Below are 20,176 nucleotides of genomic sequence, written 5' to 3'. Positions count from 1 at the left end.
ACGCTCACGAGGCGGGCACCTTTCCGGCGACGGTTGCCGCTGCCGCCGCCACCATCCCGGCCGCCATCGCTTCCGCCTCCGCGGCCGAGCTGATGTACGGCGGCATGGCGTAGACGAGGTTGCGGAACGGCCGCACCCACACACCGTTGCGCAGGGCCGCCCGGGTCACGGCGGCAACGTCCGCGGCGTCCTCCAGTTCGATGACACCCACCGCGCCGATCGTGCGGACGTCCGCGACGCCGTCGAGCTCCCGCGCGGGGGCGAGCCCAGCGGCGAGTGCCGCACCCACCCTGGCCACGTCCGAGCGCCAGGCGCCCGTGGCGATGATGCCCAGGCTCGCGTTCGCCACTGCGCACGCCAGGGGATTGCCCATGAAGGTGGGCCCGTGCAGGAGAGCCCCGGCCGTGCCGGCGGAGACTGCCCGCGCCACCTCACCGGTGCAGATCATGGCCGCCAGGCTGAGGTACCCGCCGGTGAGGGCCTTGCCTACGCAGAGGATGTCCGGCACCATCCCGGCGTGGTCGGCGGCGAAGAGTTCGCCGGTACGGCCGAAGCCCGTGGCGATCTCGTCCAGGATGAGCAGCAGGCCGTGCTGGTCGGCGATCTGCCGCAGGATCCGCACGCATTCCGCCGGGTACGCGAACATGCCGCCGGCCCCTTGCAGCACGGGCTCGGCAATGATCGCGGCCAGCTCGTCGGAATGGCGCGCGGCCAGTTCCTCCACCTCGGCCCGCCACTGCTGGATGTCCTGCGCGGTGGCCGTCGAAGCGGCCGGTGGGCGGGGCGCGAAAACGTTCCTCGCCAGCAGCCCCGGAAACGCCGAGTGCATGCCGTCCACAGGATCGCAGACGCCCATCGCCGCGAAGGTGTCGCCGTGGTAGCCGCCGCTCAGGCTGAGGAAGCGCTGCCGCTTCGGCCGCCCAGACGCCGTCTGGAACTGCACGGCCAGCTTGAGCGCGACCTCCACGGACACGGAGCCTGAATCGGCCAGGAACACCCGCTCCAGGGCGGGGCGGTCCGTCGCGGAAGGCGCCATGGCCAGGAGCCGTTCGGCGAGCTCGACGGCGGGACCATGCGTGAGCCCGCCGAACATCACGTGGCTGAAATCCGCCAGCTGCCGCTTGGCCGCGGCATCCAGCAGCGGGTTCCGGTAGCCGTGGATCACCGACCACCACGAGGACATGGCATCGAGGACCTCGAAGCGCTCGCCATTCTCATCGCGCAGCCGCAGCCGCACGCCCTCGGCGCCTTCCACCTCCCACAGCGGAAGCGTGCCCGACGCCGGAGCATACGGGTGCCACAGGCTGGCACGGTCACGCTCGATCAGGTCGCCGCGCTCGATCAGGCTGTCGCGCCCGATCAGGCCACCGGGCTGCGTCAGGTTCGGACCCCGGCTCATCCCGCGAGACTCCCGTGCCGGGAGCATTCGGCGCTCCAGCCCAGGGGCGTAACCTGGACTTTCATCCGGCGGCGGCACTGCGCGCAATAGCGCGGCGGTTCCATGGCCAGCAGCGCCCGGCAGCCGAGGTGCGCCGGGGCTCCCAGGCGAGGGTCCGACGTCGGGTCCCCAACAATGGCGGCTGGCCCGCCGTCCGAGGTCCCGCCGGGAGCGCCCGGCAGCTCCCCGCCGCAGTGCCCGCAGTACAGTTCCGTGCTCACAGCGTCTTCTGGAGTTCCTTGATGGGCATGTTCAGCTCCACCAGCAGCTGCAGGTCGGCGTCGGCGGGGCGGCCCAGGGTGGTCAGGTAGTTGCCCACGATCACGGCGTTGATGCCGCCCAGCAGGCCCTCGCGGGTGCCGAGGTCGCCCAGGGTCAGTTCGCGGCCGCCGGCGTAGCGCAGCACGGTGCGGGGCATGGCCAAGCGGAAAGCGGCGATGGCGCGGAGGGCGTCCTTGCCGTCCATGATGCCCTGGTTTTCCAACGGCGTGCCGGGGCGCGGGTTGAGGAAATTCAGCGGGACTTCGTGCGGGTCCAGGGCGGCGAGCTGGGCGGCGAGTTCGGCCCGCTGCTCCAGCGATTCGCCCATGCCGATCAGGGCGCCGCAGCACAGCTCCATGCCGGCTTCCTTGACCATGGCGCAGGTTTCCAGGCGTTCCTCGTACGTGTGGGTGGTGACCACCTGCGGGAAGTAGCTGCGCGCCGTTTCCAGGTTGTGGTTGTAGCGGTGCACGCCCCATTCGGCGAGCTGGTCCACCTGCCGCTGGGTCAGCATGCCCAGGGAGCAGGCGATGTTGATGTCCACTTCCTCGTTGATGCGGTCGATCGCGAACTTGATCTGGTTCATCAGCTTGATGTCCGGTCCGCGCACGGCGGCCACGATGCAGAACTCGGTGGCGCCGGTGGCGGCGGTTTCCTTGGCGGCCTTGACCAGCTCCGGAATGTCCAGCCAGACGCCGCGCACGGGGGAGTCGAACAGCCCGGACTGGCTGCAGAAGTGGCAGTCCTCGGGGCAGCCGCCGGTCTTGATCGAGATGATGCCCTCCACCTCCACGTCCTCGCCGCAGTGCTCCACGCGGACCTCGTGGGCCAGCTGCAGCGCCGCCGGGATGTCTGCGTCCGGGAGCTGAAGGATCTCCAACAGTTGGGCCTCGTTCAGTCCGATCCCGCGCTCAAGGACCTGTTCCCGGGCGGTGTCCAAAATGGTCATGCTGCTCCCTGCTTCCTCGCTGAAGTGCTTCGGTGAATGCCTCCTCACTGACCGTAGCCATCCCGCGGGACGGCAATTTTGTTGGACGTCCACAAAGCCCGGCCGCCGTTCTTGGCAACCCGCGGGCTGGAGCAAACCCGGGCCCGTGCACAAGTAACAGCCCCGAAACACCGCGGTGACGCCGTCGTCGAATCCCGCCGATAGCGTCGGGCGGAGCCGGGGAACACCCCGAACAGCTGAGGAAAGTGACGTGGGGATGACTGAAGAACAGCAGGCAATACAGACACTGGAACGCACGACGGCGGGCGGCAGCGCCGTCGTCGACGGTTCCGGAAGGGCGGCGGCAGGTTCCGCGACGGGGGCCGGTTCCGCGGGACGCGACGCTCTGAGCGCCGCGAAGGAAAGCCTGGAGGACTACACGCTGCGCTTCGCGCCGCGCTCCTACCGGAAGTGGAGCGCCGGGGTGGTGGCGACCAGCGCGCTGGGCGGCATTGCGTACCTGGCGGATTTCTCCATCGGCGCGAACATCGGGATTTCCTACGGCACCGGCAACGCGATCCTCGGGATCGTCCTGGCCGCCGTCGTCATTTTCGCCACCGGGTTCCCGCTGGCGTACTACGCAGCGCGGTACAACATCGACCTGGACCTCATCACCCGCGGTTCCGGCTTCGGCTACTACGGTTCAGTGGTCACGAACGTCATCTTCGCCACCTTCACCTTCATCTTCTTCGCCCTCGAAGGCTCCATCATGGCGCAGGGCCTGGAGCTTGGCCTCGGCATCCCGCAATGGATCGGCTACGCGGCGTCCACGCTGATCATCATCCCGCTGGTGGTCTACGGGATGAACACGCTGGCCAAACTGCAGGTGTGGACCACCCCCCTCTGGCTGCTCCTCATGGTGGTGCCGGTGGGGTACCTGGTGGTGTCGCACCCCGAAAGCATCGATTCGTTCTTCGCCTACACCGGCACGTCCGGGGAGTCCGGCACGAACCTGGCCTCCGTGATGCTGGCCGCGGGCGTCTGCCTGTCCCTGATGGCGCAGATCGCCGAACAGATCGACTACCTGCGCTTCATGCCGCCCCGCACCGCCGCAAACAGGGGCGCCTGGTGGCGGGCCGTGATCCTGGCCGGGCCGGGCTGGGTGGTTTTCGGCGCCATCAAGCAGGTCGTGGGCATGTTCATCGCCGTCTACCTCATCGCTACCTTGGACCCGGCGGCCTCCGTGCACGCGAACGAGCCCGTGCACCAGTTCCTAGGCGTCTACCGGGAGATGATGCCGGCCTGGCTGGCCATGACCCTTGCCGTGGTGCTGGTGGTCATTTCGCAGATCAAGATCAACGTCACCAACGCCTACTCAGGATCGCTCGCCTGGACCAACAGCTTCACCCGCATCACCAAGACCTACCCGGGCCGCATGGTGTTCGTGGTGCTGAACCTGGCCGTGGCCCTGGTGCTCATGGAAGCCAACATGTTCGAGTTCCTCAACACCATCCTGGGCTTCTACGCCAACTGCGCCATCGCCTGGGTGGTCACGGTGGCCGCAGACATCGCCATCAACAAGTACCTCCTGAAGATCTCGCCCAAGGTGCCCGAGTTCCGCCGCGGCATGCTCTACGCCGTGAACCCGGTGGGCTTCGTGTCCATGCTCGCCTCGGCCGGGGTGTCCATCGCCGTGTTCTTCGGTGCGTTCGGATCCGCCGTGCAGCCGTACTCGCCGATCTTCGCCGTCGGCCTGGCCCTGCTCCTGCCGCCACTGCTGGCCGTCCTGACCCGCGGCAAGTACTACCTGCGCCGCACTGACGACGGCATCGACCTGGCCATGTTCGACTCCGAGGGCAACCCCAGCCAGGCCAAGCTGCTCTGCCACGTGACCGGGATCGAGTTCGAACGGCCGGACATGCTCCGCTCGGCCCAGGACGGGCCCGACGGCGAGCCGCAGTACATCTCCTCGCTCGCTCTCTCGACAGACAAAACCGGGGAACTGGTGCTGCCCGCGCAGCAGTAGCGGCGGTCAAGTTCCGACGGCGGCAGGAACCTCCCACGGGAAGGCGGCCGCCGCCGTCGGGCGGTTTTGCCGGCGGCCTAGTGGGTCGTGCCTGGCGGCCAGCCGGCGCTGGCAGCCTGGCGCACTGAGCCCGGGTTTCGTTGTGCAGGCGTCACGTCTGCGCACGAGGTCCCCCGTCATCGTGCGCATCTGTCCTACCGTTGGTCCATGGGGAAATTCGTGGGCATGTTTCAAGCTTTGCTTCAAGTAGTCGGGGCCGTCGCCGTTGGCGTCCTGGCCCTGCAGAAAATATCCGCGGGCGAGCGGGGAAGCGGCGGCTTGATACTAGTGGCCCTGATCTTGTGCCTGATCCTCTCATTGTCCTATTACCTCAGGCGTTGGAAGCAAGGTCTGGCCTTCGGCGCCGCCCGGAATCACGCCAGGACGAAGGTCGTTCGTGTCGAGGAGAGCGTGACGCTGCAGCACCCTGCCGACGAGGTCTGGGCGCTGATCCGCCCGGCTGAGAATTCCGTTGCACTTGGAGCCGCCGTCCATGCATTCAAGGTTCCAGGTACCCCGGACGGTGCTGGGGAATGGCAGTGTTCAATTGCGGCCAATGGGCAGGCTTCGATCCTTGAAGTGCTATCGGTGAATGAAGGCCGCTCGGCGACCGTCCGTTCAGTGTTTCCGGAGCGGACGCACGTATCGACGTTCGACATCACAGATCAAGGCAACACCTCGACGTTCACGTACGCGTGCCAAGCTGAGATTCCTAGTCACGCAGCACGCCAATTCCGGATCGTCCAAGGCCACTTTGCGCGGGACTACTTCAGCCGGATTGCTGAGTCGCTGGCCCGGAACTCCCAAGTGGGAGGACAAGAATCCGCGTGATCTCCACCTCACCCGGAATAGTTGCACGCGCGCCATAGTTGCCAAAGCCGGAAACGATTCCCGTGTGAAAGGTTCTGCGCATGCTGTTCTCACCCCTGACCGTCGGCGAGCTGGAGATTCCCAACCGCCTGGTAATGGCACCCCTCACCCGCGTCCGCGCAGGCCAGGAGGGCATTCCCGGCCCCCTGCTCGCGGAGCACTACCGCCAGCGGGCCTCGCTGGGCCTGATCGTCAGCGAAGGCACTTACCCGGTGCCTGCCGGCCAGTCCTACCCCGGCCAGCCCGGCCTCGTCTCCGACGAGCAGATTGCCGGCTGGAAGAAGGTCACCGACGCCGTCCACGCCGAGGGCGGCCGGATCTTCGCCCAGATCATGCACGGCGGACGCGTCTCCCACCCGGACATCACAGGCGGCCACGAGATCGTGGCGCCGAGCGCGGTCGGGATCAGCGGCGAGGTCCGCACCCCGAATGGCAAGCAGCCCTACCCGGTGCCGCGCGAACTGCGCACCGACGAGCTTCCCTTGGTGATCCAGGAACTCGTCACGGCCTCCCGGAACGCCATCGAAGCCGGGTTCGACGGCGTCGAGCTGCACTCTGCCAACGGCTACCTGCTCCACGAGTTCCTCGCGCCCAACACCAACGTCCGCACCGACAGCTACGGCGGTTCCCCCGAGAACCGGGCCCGCTTCGTGATCGAGACCGTGCAGGCCGTGGTCGAAGCCCTCGGCTCCAGCCGCGTGGGCATCCGGATTTCTCCGGAGCACCTGGTCCAGGAGATCGCCGAGACCGACCCGGCCGACGTCCGCGCCACCTACGAGGTACTCGTGGACACGATCGCCCCGCTCAACCTGGCCTACCTGAGCATCCTGCACGACGATCCCAAGGGCGCCCTGGTGCAGGACCTGCGCGAACGCTTCAAGGGCACCTTCCTGGTGAACACCGGATTCGGCACCGTGACCGGCCGCGAAGAGGCCGTGGAGCTGGTGGCCGGCGGCCATGCCGACGCCGTGGTGGTGGGCCGCCCGGCCATCGCCAACCCGGACCTCGTGCGCCGCTGGCGTGAAGGCCTGCCGCTCAACGAAGCGGACCCCACCACGTTCTACGGCGAAGGGGCCAAGGGCTACACGGACTACCCGTTCTACGAGGAATCGCAGAACTAGTCCCCACCGACGCCCGACAGGCACCGACGGCGGCACCCCCGGAACGGGCGTGCCGTCGTCGGGCGTTTAACCCCTCTTCCCCGCGCTAGCCGCTCTCTGGCAAAGCCCGATGAACCCGCCCAATTGCTCGAGGCCCTCCGGGTGGACGGGCAGGTAGTTGCTCAGCTCCGGTGAGCGGACGACGACGGCGCGCCACTGCCCGCGCGAAACCGCCACGTTGATCCGGTTCCGGGAGAGCAGGAACTCCATGCCGCGCGGAACGTCGCCTGCTGCCGATGCCGCCATCGACACGATGACCACCGGTGCCTCCTGGCCCTGGAACTTGTCCACGGTCCCCACCCGCACCTTGCCCAGCCCGGCCGCCCGCAGTTCGTTCCGGACCAGCTGCACATGGGCGTTGTAGGCGGCGACCACCAGGACGTCGAGCTTCCCGAGGGCCCGGCTCCCTGGGCCTTCCGCGGGGTCACTCCAGCGCTGGCCGAGGTGGGCCTGGACCTGCCGGACCACCTCCGCCGCTTCCTCGGGTGACGACGTCGAATTCCCCCGGTGCGGCACATAGACGCACTCGATCCCGGGCGGGAATCCCTCGAGGTGCCGGGCCGAGGCCGGGGAAGCGGCGTGGAGCCGGCCGTCGTAGGAGAGTTCTGACACGGCCGCACACAATGCCGGGTGCATGCGCCAAGACGTGGCCAAGAAGTACCCCAGCTCCGGCGGCAGGGTGTGGTGCTCCTGCGAGAGCCAGCCGAGGGCCGATTCGTCCACTGGTTCCGGGTGCTTGCCCTGCGTGACCTGCGGGAGCTGCTGGGGGTCGCCCAGGAGGAGGAGCCGTTGCGCGGCCCGGCTGACCGCCATGGTGTTCGCCAGCGAGAACTGACCGGCCTCATCGATGACCAGCAGGTCCAGTGACCCCGCCGGCACGCCGTTGCCGGTCATGGTCCACGCCGTCCCGCCGATCAAGGCCCCGCCGGCGCCGGAGAGGACGCGCTCGACGTCGGACTTGCCTCGCTGCTGCCAAGGCAGTGGATCGTCGTGCTTGACTTCCTTGGCCACCCGCCGCGGATCGACACCCGCCTTCTCCACGGCAGCCCGCAGCATGTTCTCCACCACGGCGTGCGATTGGGCGACCACACCCACCTTCCAGCCTCGCGCCACCAAACGGGCCACCACATGGGAGCCCACGTGGGTCTTTCCTGTCCCTGGCGGACCCTGCACTGCCAGGCACGAATGGTCGAGGTCCAGCACGGCGTCGGTGATCGCATCGATGTAGCCGTCCGGGCCGTCCGCCACCGGGTGCAGCGCGTCACGCGTACGCAGCCGGGGCGGGCAGCGGCGCAGTAGGTCCAACGCGGGGTCGCGCGGCCATCCCGGAAGGGAGCCCCGGAGCTTGCTGGCGAGCTGCGCCAGGGCGGCCTTCTGCCCGTCGGTGGGAATCGGCCGGTCCGGCGTCAGCGCCATCGGCAGCGCGGCGAAAGCCGCTGCATTGCGGGGCAGCCGTTCGGCGACGACCACGGTGTCCCGCCCGTCGATTTCGCCGCTTTCGACCACTTCCGTGCCTGCCCAGCCGGAGCGGCCCAAGGCGGACTGCAGTCCCGAGGCGTCGTCCTTTTCCTGCAGGCAGTCCGGCAGGGGAGGACCGTACATCCGGAAGAACGTCCGGCCGGCCGAGAAGTCGGAGCCCTCGGCGGCCCTGCCGCTCAGGCGGAGTATACGGACAGGGTTTTTCCGGGGGCCGGGTTTCTCCCAGTCCTGGAGCACGTCGACGCTTTCGGCCACGAAGACGTCCCGGGTGTCTTCCCATTCCGAGACCGGCTTGTCGAAGCGGTCGAAGTGTCCCCACCAGTACTGTTTGTCCTCGCGCCGGTGGTAGCCGACCGCCGCGGCCACCAGGGCAATCGCCCGGGCATCGTCGGACTGGAGTTCCTCCTCTTGCAGCGTGGCCAGGTATTCCAGCAGCGCCGTTTCCTCCGGGGCGGCTTCGTACCCGCCCGCGTCCCGCGCGGCCTCCACCGCCGCCTCCGCAGGGGACTCCGGGACGGCGGCGCCAACCGCGATGGACCGTTCCGCGGCCAGTCCGAGCAGCCAGTTGCGCAGTTCCAGGGTGGAGAGGCAGTCGTATTCGTTGTAGTCGGAGATGCTGGCCAGTATCGCAGCGGCTTCGTCCGCATGCTCGTTGTCGCGGGCCGTGCAGTAGTTGGCGTACGCAACCACGGAGGCTCCGGCGTCGGTGACATCCCCGGACCGCAGGTTCTTGCCCATGTAGAGGGGTTCGAGCTTCTTGATGCTGTAGGAGTTTTCGGAGATCCGCAGGCTGTGGCGCACCGTGTCGTACAGGTCCACGAGCACGCCGTCGCGCAGGAGGTCGTCCACCTCGGCTTCGCCCATCACATGGCTCAGGGACAGGTTCCGCAGCGCTGTCTTTTCGTAGGACGCGTAGTGGTAGATGTGCATGCCGGGGTACTTGGCCCGGCGCTCGGCCACGTAGTCCAGGAAGTCCCGGAAAGCCTTGCCCTCCTCGGCCCGGGTGTGTGCCCAGAACGGCCGGAACACGGGCGTCGCCCCCGGTTCCACCGGATTTTCGACCACGCCGAACAGGTACTCCAGCCCCCACACTCCGGCGGAGTCCTGCCACAGCGGATCGCCCTCGAAGTCGAAGAAGATGTCGCCCGGATCCGGTGCCGGGATCCGGCCCAGGGTGTTGTCGGGCAGGACCGTGTAGGCCACGGCCTTGGCCTCGCCCTTCTTGTCTGTGTAGCGGACGGTGCCGTCCGGGGTGCCGGTGCCGGTCTGCAGGCGGGCCTGTTCCCGGAGCCGCTGGAACGTGGCATCGCCGTTGGCCGGCGCGGCGGCCAGTTGGTCGATGGTGGTGATCCCGGATTCGATCAGTTTCTTGCGCCGGTTCACGCGCATTCCGGCCACCATCAGGAGGTCGCGGTGCAGCAGGACCTGCTCGGCGCAGTAGTCGCAGCGGCCGCAGGCGGAATAGCGCGGATCGCCCCAGTCGACCGGGCCGGTGCTGGCGACGTGGTCGGCCGTCATGGCGAGGAACCGCTCCCGGCGCTCCCTGAAGACCGGAAGGATGTCCGCCAGCACGTGGTCGCTGTGGATCCCGTTGCCGAGCACCAGCGTGACCGTCGGGTCGGGTGCGATATCGGCCTTGAGGAGCTGATCCCCATAGGCCGCCAACTGCAGCAGGGCGGTGACCTTGGCGTGGCGGGCCAGCTTGGTGTCGAACACCGCATAGCTGGCCTCGCCGCGCTTCACGAGGAAGTCCGAGCGGCCGTGGAAGGTGCCATCGAAGAACGCCGCCTGGAACACGATGTCCGCCCCGGACCGCAGGGCGCCGATCGATTCCTCATGCTTGGCGCGCAGGGTGGCGCGGTCCATCGCGCCGGCGGGAACGACGTCGTACACGCCCCGTCCGGTCCCCGGATCCCAGGTGCCGAACTCCGCGAGGAACGTATCCAGCACCTTGTGCTCGTGGACGTCGCCGAGCGTCGCGGCCCGGTCCAGCATGGCGTCCTTCGGGAAATCGGCCGGGGCGCTGCGGCCGAGTTTCTCGTCGAGCTTCCGCAGGACCTGGTACTCGCACGTCGCAGCAGTCACGAGGTCGCTGGCCGAATACACCAGGTCCCTGGGCCGGCCGGCCGTCTCCGCATCGAGAAAGAACATTTCGCCCCCAAAAGGCTGTCGAACTGATGAAGCCAAGCTATCAGCGGGGGCTGACATTCAAGCCGCGCCATAAGACAGCACGACGGCGGCACCGCACCTTCCAAAGAGAAGGCGGGTGCCGCCGTCGTAAGCGTCGTCCCGAGGGTCCCGACGCGAGCTTGCGAGTGTTGGGAAGGGACTGCCGCGGTATGCGGGCCGCTACTTCCGCGGCGTCCGCCGGGACTTGGGGGCAGGCTTGCCCTCAGGCTTCTCCTCTGCCGCCGCGACCGGCATCAGGTCCCGGACCTCGGCGACCACGCTCGGGTTGGCCCCCCGTTCGCTGAGGTCCTTCGCCAGGGTCTCCACTTCGGCGTTGGCGGCCTGGGCGTTGTCGGCGGCCAGGTGCAGCCCGGTGCGGAACTGGACCAGGTTCCGGTACGCGAGGTTGCCCGACGGCGTCGCCGCCGCCTGGTACCGCTCCAGCCCGGGCTCGGTGAGGGCCAAGGCCCGTTCCGGGTCCGCGCTGTGGCTCTTGACCATCGTGCGCTCCTCGCGGCGGTAGAAGTCGTCACCCACGGACTGCGCGACGGCGGTGGCCGCCTTGACGCCCAACGGCTCGCCCGTGAAGCGCTCGGCTGCCTCCGTGAGGGCGTCCAGCCCCTTGCTCAGGTAGGGCGACATGGAGCCCTCGAAGGCGAGGGTGAGCCCGACTTCGCGGTTGAAGAAATCCGGTGCGAAGCGGTCCTCTTCCTTGGTGACCGGGAAGCCGATCCGCAGCGGGAAGGTGTTGGAGGCCTGCAACACGCCTTCGCTGCTGTAGACGACGCGGACCAGGTACTGGCCCGGTTCATCGAACACGAAGCCGCCGGTGCTGTAGGCCAGCTGGACCAGTTCGCTGAAGCGGTCCTCGCCTTCCTTGCCGCCGGCCCCGGCCGCCGGGCCAAGCGTCACGGGCTCCGGGATGCCGTAATAGCAGACCACCGATTCGTGCAGCACGGTGGTGCCGTTGGGCTTCTGGACGTACACGGTGGTGTTCCCGTAGCGCGGGTCGAGGCGGCGGTCCAGCACCAGCGGCGCGTCGCTGGTGTTCCGGAGCCGGAACTCCAGGGCCACCGGCTCCATGAAATCGAAGTGGCTCTTGCCGGACACGGTGAATTCCACATCGCTGCCCGGGCCCGAGACCGTCATGGCACCGGCCGGGGATTCCAGGTGTCCGCCCGAGGCCCACGGATCCCCGCCCATGATCACCGAGGCGCGGTCGCCGTGGCGCATGTGCAGGAGCTCGTCGTCGTCGAAGCGGAAGCGGAAGTTCGCCCAGAACTGGTCGGTCCCGTTCCTCTGGTCGTAGCGCCAGTCGTAGTTCATCCAGGACAGCGAATCCGGGCGGGCCTTGTCCCACGAGTGCAGGAAGTTGAAGGCGTGCCCGGCCTCGTGCACCCAGGTGTAGAGGTAGTGGCGCTGGGCCCATGCCTGGGCCTGGTTGGCCGGGGTTCCCGCCACCAGGTTGGTGAACCAGGAGTGGTTGCGGAACACGGCAAAGCCCTGCCGGTCCGGTCCCCGGCCAGCCCCGCCAAAGCCGGCCGCGGCGTCGAACATGATGCCGCCCACGCCTGCGCTGTCGAACAACCCGGCCTGCATTCCCCAGAGGTTCCAGGCCGGCCAGCCGGAGGTGAAGCGGCTGAAGGAGGTCTCCATGGCGTCGTGGAGTTCGCCGACGTTCCAGGACACGAAGGCCGGGGCGCTGTCGTCGATCACCGTGTGCACGGCGTCGACCCGCAGGTCGATGCCCGCGTCCTTGTAGGTGGTGCCGATGTCCAGGGTGCGTTCGGCGAGGTCCGCGGGCCGGTTGTTGTGGCTGTGGGTGTTGTAGGACGGGGCCTTGGGGTCCACGTCCACGGAGCTGCAGAAGTCCACTTCCAGGTTCACGTCCCGGAAGCAATCGGACTTGTACGTGCAGGAGTAGGCGGCCTCCGCGGTGCCGCCGACCGTGAAGACCACGCTGGCCGGCTGGATGGCGCCGAAGAACCAGCCCACGGAAATGTCCACCGTGGTGGGCGGGTGGACGCCCTGCCAGTAGCGGACGGTGCCGCTGATCCGCACCCGGCAGCGGGACCATGTGACCACCGGATTATCCACGATCCAGGACTCCAGGTACGTGGTGACCAGCCGGAAGCGGCCGCCGACCCGGACGAAACGCTTCGTGTAGATGTCCCCGCTGACCTTGTTCAGCACGTGGGATTCAACATTGGTCCGCCGGTCGATGTCCAGGCGGAGATCGAGCGACCGGCCGATCAGGGAGGCGCCGGCCTGGTTTCCTTCGTAGCGTCCGCTGATGGCGGTGTTCCGCCAGCACCGCCACCAATCGTGGTCCGGCGGGACCGGCAGCGGGCCCGGCTGGGGGAAGGGGATGGGGCCGGGCAAAGGGACCGGCCCCGGAAGCGGAATCGGCCCCGGAAGGGGCGACGGCGGCGGCGGCACCGGAAGCGGGTTGTCGGGGTTGGGCGTGTACGACGGATCAGGCATGTTGGGGGTGTTCATCGGGGGGTCTTTTCTCGCTCAAGGCAATGGAACATGATCGTTCGCCGGGGCGGCATGGGCGGCGCGGCGGGCAACGGGTAGCCCGGAGGGCGGGGCCATGGAGGGGCCGGCGGAAAGACGGTCCAGAGCGAGGCGGTGCGAGTCGGTCGGTGTCCCCAGAAACAGTCAGAAGGTGGCCCGCGCCCCGAATCCGTAAGTAACCAAGGGGAACAATACTCCAACGAATAGATTATTGAAATGGTGGGCTAGACCACGATCCTTCCCACCCCATGCAGGCGTAGTCTGGCATCATCGGCGCCGGTGCCGAGGGGCCCGCGTCGATACCAATCGAACTAGGAGGACTCATGAGTGTTGTACGCGAATTCATGTCCACCAATGCCCAATGCGTGAAAGAAGACCAGTCGCTCCTTGAAGCGGCCGTGATGATGCGCGATCTGGACGTCGGTTCCCTGCCGATCTGTGGCAGTGACGGAAAACTCAAGGGCTTCATCACTGACCGCGACCTCGTGGTCAAGTGCGTCGCCGAAGGCTGGAACGCCAGCGAGAAGCGGGCATCCGACCTTGCCCAGGGAACGCCCATCTGGATTGACGCAGATGCCAGCGTTGACGCCGCGATCGACCTGATGGAAAAGCACCAGGTACGGCGCCTCCCGGTCATCACCGACCACAAGTTGGTGGGCATCATCAGCCAGGGCGACATCGCCAGGAACTACTCCGAGCAGCGCACCGGCGAACTGGTGGAGCACATTTCCGCCAGGACTCCGCTGGCGCCCATGGGCTGAGGACTCAGTTGGGCTGAAGCCGGGCCGAAACTGGCCTGACGAGACAACAGACCGGGCACCGCGGCGGACGCGCCGCGGTGCCTCCTATTGTCCAGCGTCTTATTCGACCGGGTCTAGAGGAACGCCTCGCGCCCCGTGCCCTCGCGCAGCACCAGCTCACCGTCTTCGACCGAGGCCAGCACGCTCTTCGGCCGGCCGTGGACCGTGATCTCGGCGGACATTTCCCGGGACGGAATCTCGACGCCGACCGTCGCCCCCTTCGCCGGGAGCTCCACGGAGACTTCGGCCGCCATGCCCAGGAGCATCTTCGTGGACGCGCCCGGTTCGTGGTGGGCTTCCTTGCCGTTGACGGTGATGGTGACGTCGTCGCCGTCGAACCCGTCCTGGAGGATAACGAGCAATTCCTGCATGGTGCGCCCCTTCCTCGCGGTGCCTTCCAACTACAGCACGCGGCAACCCGATTCGGTAGGGCAAACTGTCTTGGTGACTCAAATTCCTTCCGGTACCGCAAACGCCGCATCGCCCGAGGCCGCCATCCACGCCCTGATCGCCGACGAACTTGGCGTGAAAGCGTGGCAGGTCAAAGCCGCCGTCGAACTGCTCGACGCCGGCTCCACCGTGCCGTTTATCGCCCGTTACCGCAAGGAGGCCACGGGCACCCTGGACGACACCCAGCTCCGCCAGCTGGAAGAGCGGCTGCGGTACCTGCGGGAACTGGAGGAGCGCAAGCGGACCGTCCTCGAGGCGATTGCCGCGCAGGGCAAGCTGACCCCGGAACTCGAGGCCGCCGTCGTCGCCGCCGACACCAAGGCCCGGCTTGAAGACATCTACCTGCCCTACAAATCCAAGCGCCGCACCAAGGCGCAGATCGCCCGCGAAGCGGGCCTCGAGCCCCTCGCCGACGCGCTGCTGGCCGATCCAACACTCAACCCCGAGACCGAGGCCGCCAAGTACCTCAATGCCGAGCACTCGGTCGACGACGCCACCGCGGCGCTCGCCGGCGCCCGGTCCATCCTGGTGGAGCGCGTTTCCCAGGATGCCGACCTCGCCGAGACCCTCCGTGAGCGGCTGTGGACCCAGGGCAGCATGGTGTCGCGCGTGAAGAAGGGCATGGAGGCCCAGGGCCAGAACTTCAAGGACTACTTCGAGTTCTCCCAGCTGCCGGCCAAGATGCCGGGCCACCGGGTTCTCGCGCTGCTGCGCGGCGAGAAGGAAGACGTGCTGGAGCTGCAGCTCGCCGAGGCGGAACCGGCCGACGACGACGCCCTGGCCGCCGCGCGCACCCGTTACGAGAACGCCGTGGCCGCCTGTCTCGGGGTTGCCGAGCGCGGCAGGGCCGCCGACGGCTGGCTGATGCAGACCGCCCAGATCGCCTGGCGGTCGAGGATCCTGGACCGCCTCGCGAACGACCTGCGCGGGCGGCTGTTCGCCCAGGCTGAGGACGAGGCCGTGCGCGTCTTCGCCGCCAACCTGCGCGACGTGCTGCTGGCCGCGCCCGCGGGCAACCGCGCCACGCTGGGCCTGGACCCGGGGCTGCGCACCGGGGTGAAGGTGGCCGTCGTCGACGGCACCGGCAAGGTGGTGGCCACGGACACCGTGTACCCGCATGCCCCCGCGAAGAAGTGGGACGAAGCCTTGGCAACACTTTCGCGGCTGGTGGCGCAGCACGGCGTCGAGCTCGTCGCGATCGGCAACGGCACCGCCTCGCGTGAAACGGACAAGCTGGCCGGGGAACTCATCAAGTCCCTCAAGGCGTCGGGCGGACCGGCGCTGCAGAAGCTGGTGGTCTCCGAAGCCGGGGCGTCCGTGTACTCGGCGTCCGCGCTCGCCGCCGCCGAACTGCCCGGCATGGACGTCTCCCTGCGCGGGGCCGTGTCCATCGCGCGGCGCCTGCAGGACCCGCTGGCGGAGTTGGTGAAGATCGAACCGAAGTCGATCGGCGTGGGACAGTACCAGCACGACGTCACCGCGGCGAAGCTGGACCGCTCCCTGGATGCCGTGGTGGAGGACTGCGTGAACGCCGTCGGAGTGGACCTGAACACGGCCTCGCCCGCGCTGCTGAGCCGGGTGGCCGGCGTCGGGCCGCTGCTGAGCGAGAACATCGTGGCCTACCGGAACGAGAACGGCCCGTTCGGCAAACGTGCAGACCTGAAGAAGGTGCCGCGCCTGGGCGCCAAGGCGTTCGAACAGTGTGCCGGCTTCCTGCGGATCAGCGGGGGAGCCGAGCCGCTGGACGCGTCCAGTGTGCACCCCGAGGCGTACTCCGTGGCCCGGAAGATCCTGGCCGCCGCTTCGGGCGGCTCCGTGTCCGCCCTGGATCCGCAGGCCTTCGTGGACGGCGCCTTTGGTGTGCCGACCGTGCGGGACATCATGGCCGAACTCGAGAAACCCGGCCGCGACCCGCGTCCTGCGTTCGTGGCTGCGAGCTTCTCCGAAGGTGTCGAGAAGATCTCCGACCTGAAGCCGGGGATGATCCTGGAAGGCACGGTCACCAACGTGGCCGCGTTCGGGGCGTTCGTGGACGTCGGGGTGCACCAGGACGGGCTGGTCCACGTTTCGGCGATGTCCACCAAGTTCGTCTCCGACCCGCGCGAAGTGGTCAAGTCCGGCCAGGTGGTGCGCGTGAAGGTCCTCGAGGCCGATCCCGAGCGGAAGCGGATTTCGCTGACCCTGCGGCTCGACGACGAACCCGGCGTTGGCGGGGCCGGGCGTTCCGGCGGCCAGGAACGTCGGGGCGACAACCGGCAGGGCGGTGGACGGCAAGGCCGTGCCCAGGAACGAGGCCATGGGCGCCAGCAGCAGGGGCGTTCCCAGGCGCCGGCGGCAGCCGATACGGCCTTGGCGGATGCGCTTCGCAGGGCGGGCCTCGGCAAGTAGCGTGTGCCCATGAGTTTCACCCGGCCCGACGCTTTCACCACCCGGCCCACCCTTCAAGGAACCTTCGGCATGGCCGCGTCCACGCACTGGATGGCGACCGCCTCGGCCCAGGCCGTCCTGGAACGCGGCGGCAACGCCTTCGACGCGGCAACCGCCGCTGCCTTTGTGCTGCACGTGGTGGAACCGCACCTCAACGGTCCCGGCGGCGACCTGACTGCGGTCTTCAGCTCCGCCGTCGAGCCCGGAAAAGCGGTGGTCCTCATGGGACAGGGGCCGGCTCCGCAAGGAGCCACGGTGGAGCACTTCCGCGCCGAGGGGCTCAGCCTAGTCCCCGGTTCCGGTGCCCTCGCCGCGGCCGTACCGGGCGCCGTCGACGCCTGGCTCCTGCTGCTGCGGGACCACGGCAGCTGGGAACTGGCCGAGGTCTTGGATTTCGCGATCCACTACGCGCGCGACGGGCATCCGGTGCTGGCCAGGGTGGGCGCGACAATTGCCTCGGTTGCCGGGCTGTTCCGGGAGCACTGGCCTGCGTCCGCCGACTTGTGGATACCGGAAGGCCGGATTCCCGGGGAGGGCGAACTGATCCGCAATCCGGCGTACGCCCGGACGCTGCAGCGGCTGGTCCAGGCGGGTGCCGGGCTCGGCGATGCGGCAGGCGGAACCGTGGCGCACACGCGCGAGGCAAGGATCGACGCCGCCCGCCGGGAATGGCGCGAAGGTTTTGTCGCGCGCGCCATGGCGGAGTCCGTGCAGCAGCCGCATCGGCATTCCACCGGCACGGACCATCGCGGCGTGCTGTCGCTGGCTGACCTGGCAGGATTCAGCGCGAGCTACGAGGCGCCGGCCACCCTGGAATTCCGGGGCCACACGATTGCGAAGACGGGTCCGTGGGGCCAGGGGCCGGCGCTGCTGCAGGCCTTGGCCATCCTGGACGGTTTCGACGACGCGCGGCTGGACCCGTCCACCGAGCTCGGCGCCCACACGATCCTGGAGGCGATGAAGCTCGCGCTCGCCGACCGGGAGGCCTATTACGGCGACGGCGACGTGCCCTTGGATGAGCTCCTGTCTCCGGCGTACGCGGCGTCCCGGCGGGCGCTGATCAGCGACACCGCGTCCCACGAGTTCCGGCCGGGCCGTATCCCCGGGTGGGAGCCCTGCCTTCCCGGGCTGCGGACCGAGGGCGAGTCCGGAGCTGCCACGGTGGCCGGGACCGGGGAGCCCACCGTGTCCTGGTCCGGTGAGACGCGCGGCGACACCTGCCATCTCGACGTCGTGGACCGCTGGGGCAACATGGTGTCCGCCACGCCGTCCGGTGGTTGGCTGCAGTCTTCGCCGGCCATCCCGGAGCTCGGCTTCTGCCTGGGCACCCGCCTGCAGACGACCTGGCTGGAGCCCGGCACCCCGTCGACCCTCACGCCCGGCAAACGGCCCCGCACCACGCTCACCCCGACCCTCGTGCTGCGTGACGGTGCCGCTGTGTCGGCGCTTGGCTCACCCGGCGGCGACCAGCAGGACCAATGGCAGCTGCTGTACCTGCTGCGGACCATCGTCGGCGGGTACTCGCCGCAACAGGCCATCGACGCTCCCGCGTTCCACACGACTTCCATGCCCGGATCGTTCTGGCCGCGCACCTGGGAACCGGGCGGCGCCGTCGTCGAGGACCGGCTGGGTGAGGAGGTTATCGCGGGGCTCGAGCGTCGCGGGCACCGCATCACCCGCGCTGGCGACTGGGCGCTGGGACGGCTGTCCGCCGTCGTGCGCGACCCGGCGAGCGGCGTGCTGCAGGCGGCCGCGAATCCGCGCGGCGCGCAGGGGTACGCGGCCGGGCGGTAGCGGGTTCTCTTTTTTGGGGCCCGGTGCTAGAGGGCGGGGTCCGGGACCGGGAAGAAGATCCGCGGGTCCTGGAGCAGGGCCGGGTTGGACAGGTCCGAACGGTCCAGGACCTGGGTGAGTTCGAAGTTGCGGCCGAAGCGTCCGTCGTCGAGCGTGATCGGCCGGCCCACGACCTTGCCGAGGGCGAGGGTGCGGCCGTCTTCCAGCGGGACGAGCACGGGGGTCTTGCCCGGAAGGGTGCGGAAGACTTCCTCCTGGCGCTTGCGCCGTGCGGTGGGCTTCTTCACCGGGCGCTGCGGTTCCTTACGGACGGGTGCTGCCGCCCCTTCTTCGGGGGTCTCGACGTCGGCCGCTTCGCTTCGCGTGGCAGGCTTCCCGACTGCGGGGAGGCCCACTGTGCGGATCTTTTCCGGGGCGGTTCCGGTCTGATCGGAGCGGACCACCCAGAGGAAGTCCTCTTCGGGGTCCTCCGGGATGAGGTCCATGGTGGGCTCGGGCCAGATGTATTCGAGTCCGGCCGGTGTTCCCGCGAAAGCTTCACCGTAGAACTTGGCGTCCTTCTGGATCAGCTTGGAGCGGTGGCTCAGGTGGAGGTCGGACTCGCCGAGCCAGTGGGGCATCGGAATCTTGGCGGCATAGTCCGGGTGGGCTGCCTGCGGGGCGAACTCGGTGATGTCGGCGCGGAGCTTGTCCGGGTTGCCGCGTGACTCCCATTCGTCAACCATCGCCAGGCCATACAAGGTGAGGGCGGGGACGTGGCCCATCCACATCCGAATGGCGGGGTGGCCCAGGCGGCCGAACTCGGGAATGACCAGGGTGCGCAGGATCTGCAGGACCTCGGCGCGCTGCTTGCCCAGCCGGTCGGTGTCCAGGGCGGCGGCGCATTGTTTGAAATCAGGGAACGGGAGGTAGGTCTGCATCCCTTTAGTTTGAGGGTGGGGCTGGCTTGGTACCAAGTCGGGCGGGCCAACCCCAGGCTGAGTGCTCACTCGTGGCGGGCTTTCCGCGGAAAAGCCCACCACAAGTGAGCACCCAACGGGGTCTTGCCGCGCTACGCGGGAAGGTTCAGGACCTGGCCGACGAAGACGAGGTCCGGGTCGTCGATCATGTCCGCGTTGGCATCGGCCAGTTGCTGCCAGCCGCCCTTGATCTTGAGGGCGTCTGCGATCTTGCTGAGGGTGTCGCCGCTCTTGATCGTGTACTTCTCACCGCTCAACGGCACGGTGGCGGCATGGCGCGGGGCGGCTTCCGTCTGGGTTTCGGCCGGGACGTACTGTTGGGCTGGCGCGGCGGTTGCGGCGGGCGACGGCGAGCCGCTCAGCCCAAGCTTCGCCGAACATGCTGGCCAGGCACCCCAGCCTTGGCTGGCCTGAACGCGTTCGGCGACGGCGATCTGCTGTTCGCGGGTGGCGTTCTCCGGAGCGCCGGTGCCGCCGTAGGCAGCCCAGGTGGAGGGGGTGAACTGCAGCCCGCCGGAGAACCCGTTGCCGGTGTTGATGCTCCAGTTGCCGCCGCTTTCGCACTGCGCGAGCTGGTCCCAAACGTTGGAAGACGTTGCGGCATTCGCGCTCGTGGCGGTGAAGCTAAGGCCTGCTGCCGCCACGGCGATGACTGCGGCGCCGGCGCGTGCGGAAGTACGGAGAGTGTTGTTGGTCATCTTTGATGCTCCCGAAGGCCACCTCGTGCTCTACCCGTCCCCGGGCGTCGATGCACCACTGTCCTCCTCTGACGAATCGAGGTCATTGCGGTGTCTGCCGTTTGGACAGTCGAGAGGTGGTGGCAGCACCCGGCATTCCAGCTGCAGCCCAAGGCTGC

General features: G+C 68.4%; 14 protein-coding genes. 6 read left to right on the top strand and 8 right to left on the bottom strand.

The window, feature by feature from the left end:
• Positions 1–4 precede the first annotated feature (4 nt).
• The 3 genes from D3654_RS10860 to bioB form a co-directional block, all read right to left on the bottom strand.
• Positions 5–1,399 carry an adenosylmethionine--8-amino-7-oxononanoate transaminase gene (locus tag D3654_RS10860; RefSeq protein WP_245413179.1) on the bottom strand — a complete coding sequence of 465 codons (1,395 nt, stop codon included), beginning with the start codon at positions 1,397–1,399 and terminating at the stop codon, positions 5–7.
• Positions 1,396–1,503 carry a biotin synthase auxiliary protein BsaP gene (bsaP, locus tag D3654_RS21050; RefSeq protein WP_483458050.1) on the bottom strand — a complete coding sequence of 36 codons (108 nt, stop codon included), beginning with the start codon at positions 1,501–1,503 and terminating at the stop codon, positions 1,396–1,398. Before bsaP ends, D3654_RS10860 begins: the two co-directional genes overlap by 4 nt.
• 152 nt (positions 1,504–1,655) lie before the next feature.
• On the bottom strand, positions 1,656–2,648 hold the full coding sequence (gene bioB, locus D3654_RS10850) for a biotin synthase BioB (protein WP_120521504.1): 993 nt from the start codon (positions 2,646–2,648) through the stop codon (positions 1,656–1,658).
• A 256-nt stretch (positions 2,649–2,904) separates the two neighbouring features.
• Between bioB and D3654_RS10845 the strand changes: the two genes are divergently transcribed.
• The 3 genes from D3654_RS10845 (at position 2,905) to D3654_RS10835 (ending at position 6,683) form a co-directional block, all read left to right on the top strand.
• Positions 2,905–4,653 (top strand): purine-cytosine permease family protein, encoded by a 1,749-nt coding sequence (locus D3654_RS10845; protein WP_120521503.1) that lies wholly within the window; start codon positions 2,905–2,907, stop codon positions 4,651–4,653.
• A 207-nt stretch (positions 4,654–4,860) separates the two neighbouring features.
• Positions 4,861–5,523, top strand: coding sequence for an SRPBCC family protein (locus D3654_RS10840; RefSeq protein WP_120521502.1), 663 nt, complete (start codon positions 4,861–4,863; stop codon positions 5,521–5,523).
• 80 nt (positions 5,524–5,603) lie between these two features.
• Complete coding sequence (locus tag D3654_RS10835; protein WP_120521501.1) at positions 5,604–6,683, top strand: alkene reductase; 1,080 nt, start codon at positions 5,604–5,606, stop codon at positions 6,681–6,683.
• A gap of 66 nt (positions 6,684–6,749) precedes the next feature.
• Here the strand turns inward: D3654_RS10835 and D3654_RS10830 are convergent, their stop codons facing one another.
• Positions 6,750–10,352, bottom strand: a complete 3,603-nt coding sequence (locus D3654_RS10830) for a TM0106 family RecB-like putative nuclease (protein ID WP_120521500.1) — start codon at positions 10,350–10,352, stop codon at positions 6,750–6,752.
• 198 nt (positions 10,353–10,550) lie between these two features.
• Positions 10,551–12,869: a hypothetical protein gene (locus D3654_RS20650; protein ID WP_205571784.1), complete on the bottom strand. Its 2,319-nt coding sequence runs from the start codon at positions 12,867–12,869 to the stop codon at positions 10,551–10,553.
• Between the two features lie 344 nt (positions 12,870–13,213).
• Between D3654_RS20650 and D3654_RS10815 the strand changes: the two genes are divergently transcribed.
• Positions 13,214–13,651 (top strand): CBS domain-containing protein, encoded by a 438-nt coding sequence (locus tag D3654_RS10815; RefSeq protein WP_120521499.1) that lies wholly within the window; start codon positions 13,214–13,216, stop codon positions 13,649–13,651.
• Positions 13,652–13,764: 113 nt separating this feature from the next.
• Here D3654_RS10815 and D3654_RS10810 read toward each other — a convergent pair whose 3' ends face one another.
• Positions 13,765–14,061 carry a hypothetical protein gene (locus D3654_RS10810; protein ID WP_120521498.1) on the bottom strand — a complete coding sequence of 99 codons (297 nt, stop codon included), beginning with the start codon at positions 14,059–14,061 and terminating at the stop codon, positions 13,765–13,767.
• Positions 14,062–14,134: 73 nt separating this feature from the next.
• On the opposite strand from D3654_RS10810, the gene D3654_RS10805 reads away from it, so the two are divergent.
• Positions 14,135–16,528, top strand: a complete 2,394-nt coding sequence (locus tag D3654_RS10805; protein ID WP_425359407.1) for a Tex family protein — start codon at positions 14,135–14,137, stop codon at positions 16,526–16,528.
• 9 nt (positions 16,529–16,537) lie between these two features.
• The gene (locus tag D3654_RS10800; protein ID WP_120521496.1) at positions 16,538–18,361 is read left to right on the top strand and encodes a gamma-glutamyltransferase family protein; all 1,824 of its coding nucleotides are present in this window, start codon (positions 16,538–16,540) and stop codon (positions 18,359–18,361) included.
• Between the two features lie 26 nt (positions 18,362–18,387).
• Here the strand turns inward: D3654_RS10800 and D3654_RS10795 are convergent, their stop codons facing one another.
• Positions 18,388–19,281: an MSMEG_6728 family protein gene (locus tag D3654_RS10795; protein WP_120521495.1), complete on the bottom strand. Its 894-nt coding sequence runs from the start codon at positions 19,279–19,281 to the stop codon at positions 18,388–18,390.
• A gap of 131 nt (positions 19,282–19,412) precedes the next feature.
• Positions 19,413–20,018, bottom strand: coding sequence for a transglycosylase family protein (locus D3654_RS10790; protein ID WP_120521494.1), 606 nt, complete (start codon positions 20,016–20,018; stop codon positions 19,413–19,415).
• Between the last annotated feature and the right edge of the window lie 158 nt (positions 20,019–20,176).

The organism is Arthrobacter celericrescens (genome assembly GCF_003614925.1).
GTDB classification, from domain to species: Bacteria; Actinomycetota; Actinomycetes; order Actinomycetales; family Micrococcaceae; genus Arthrobacter; species Arthrobacter celericrescens.
This window is presented reverse-complemented; position numbering and strand designations above follow the sequence as displayed.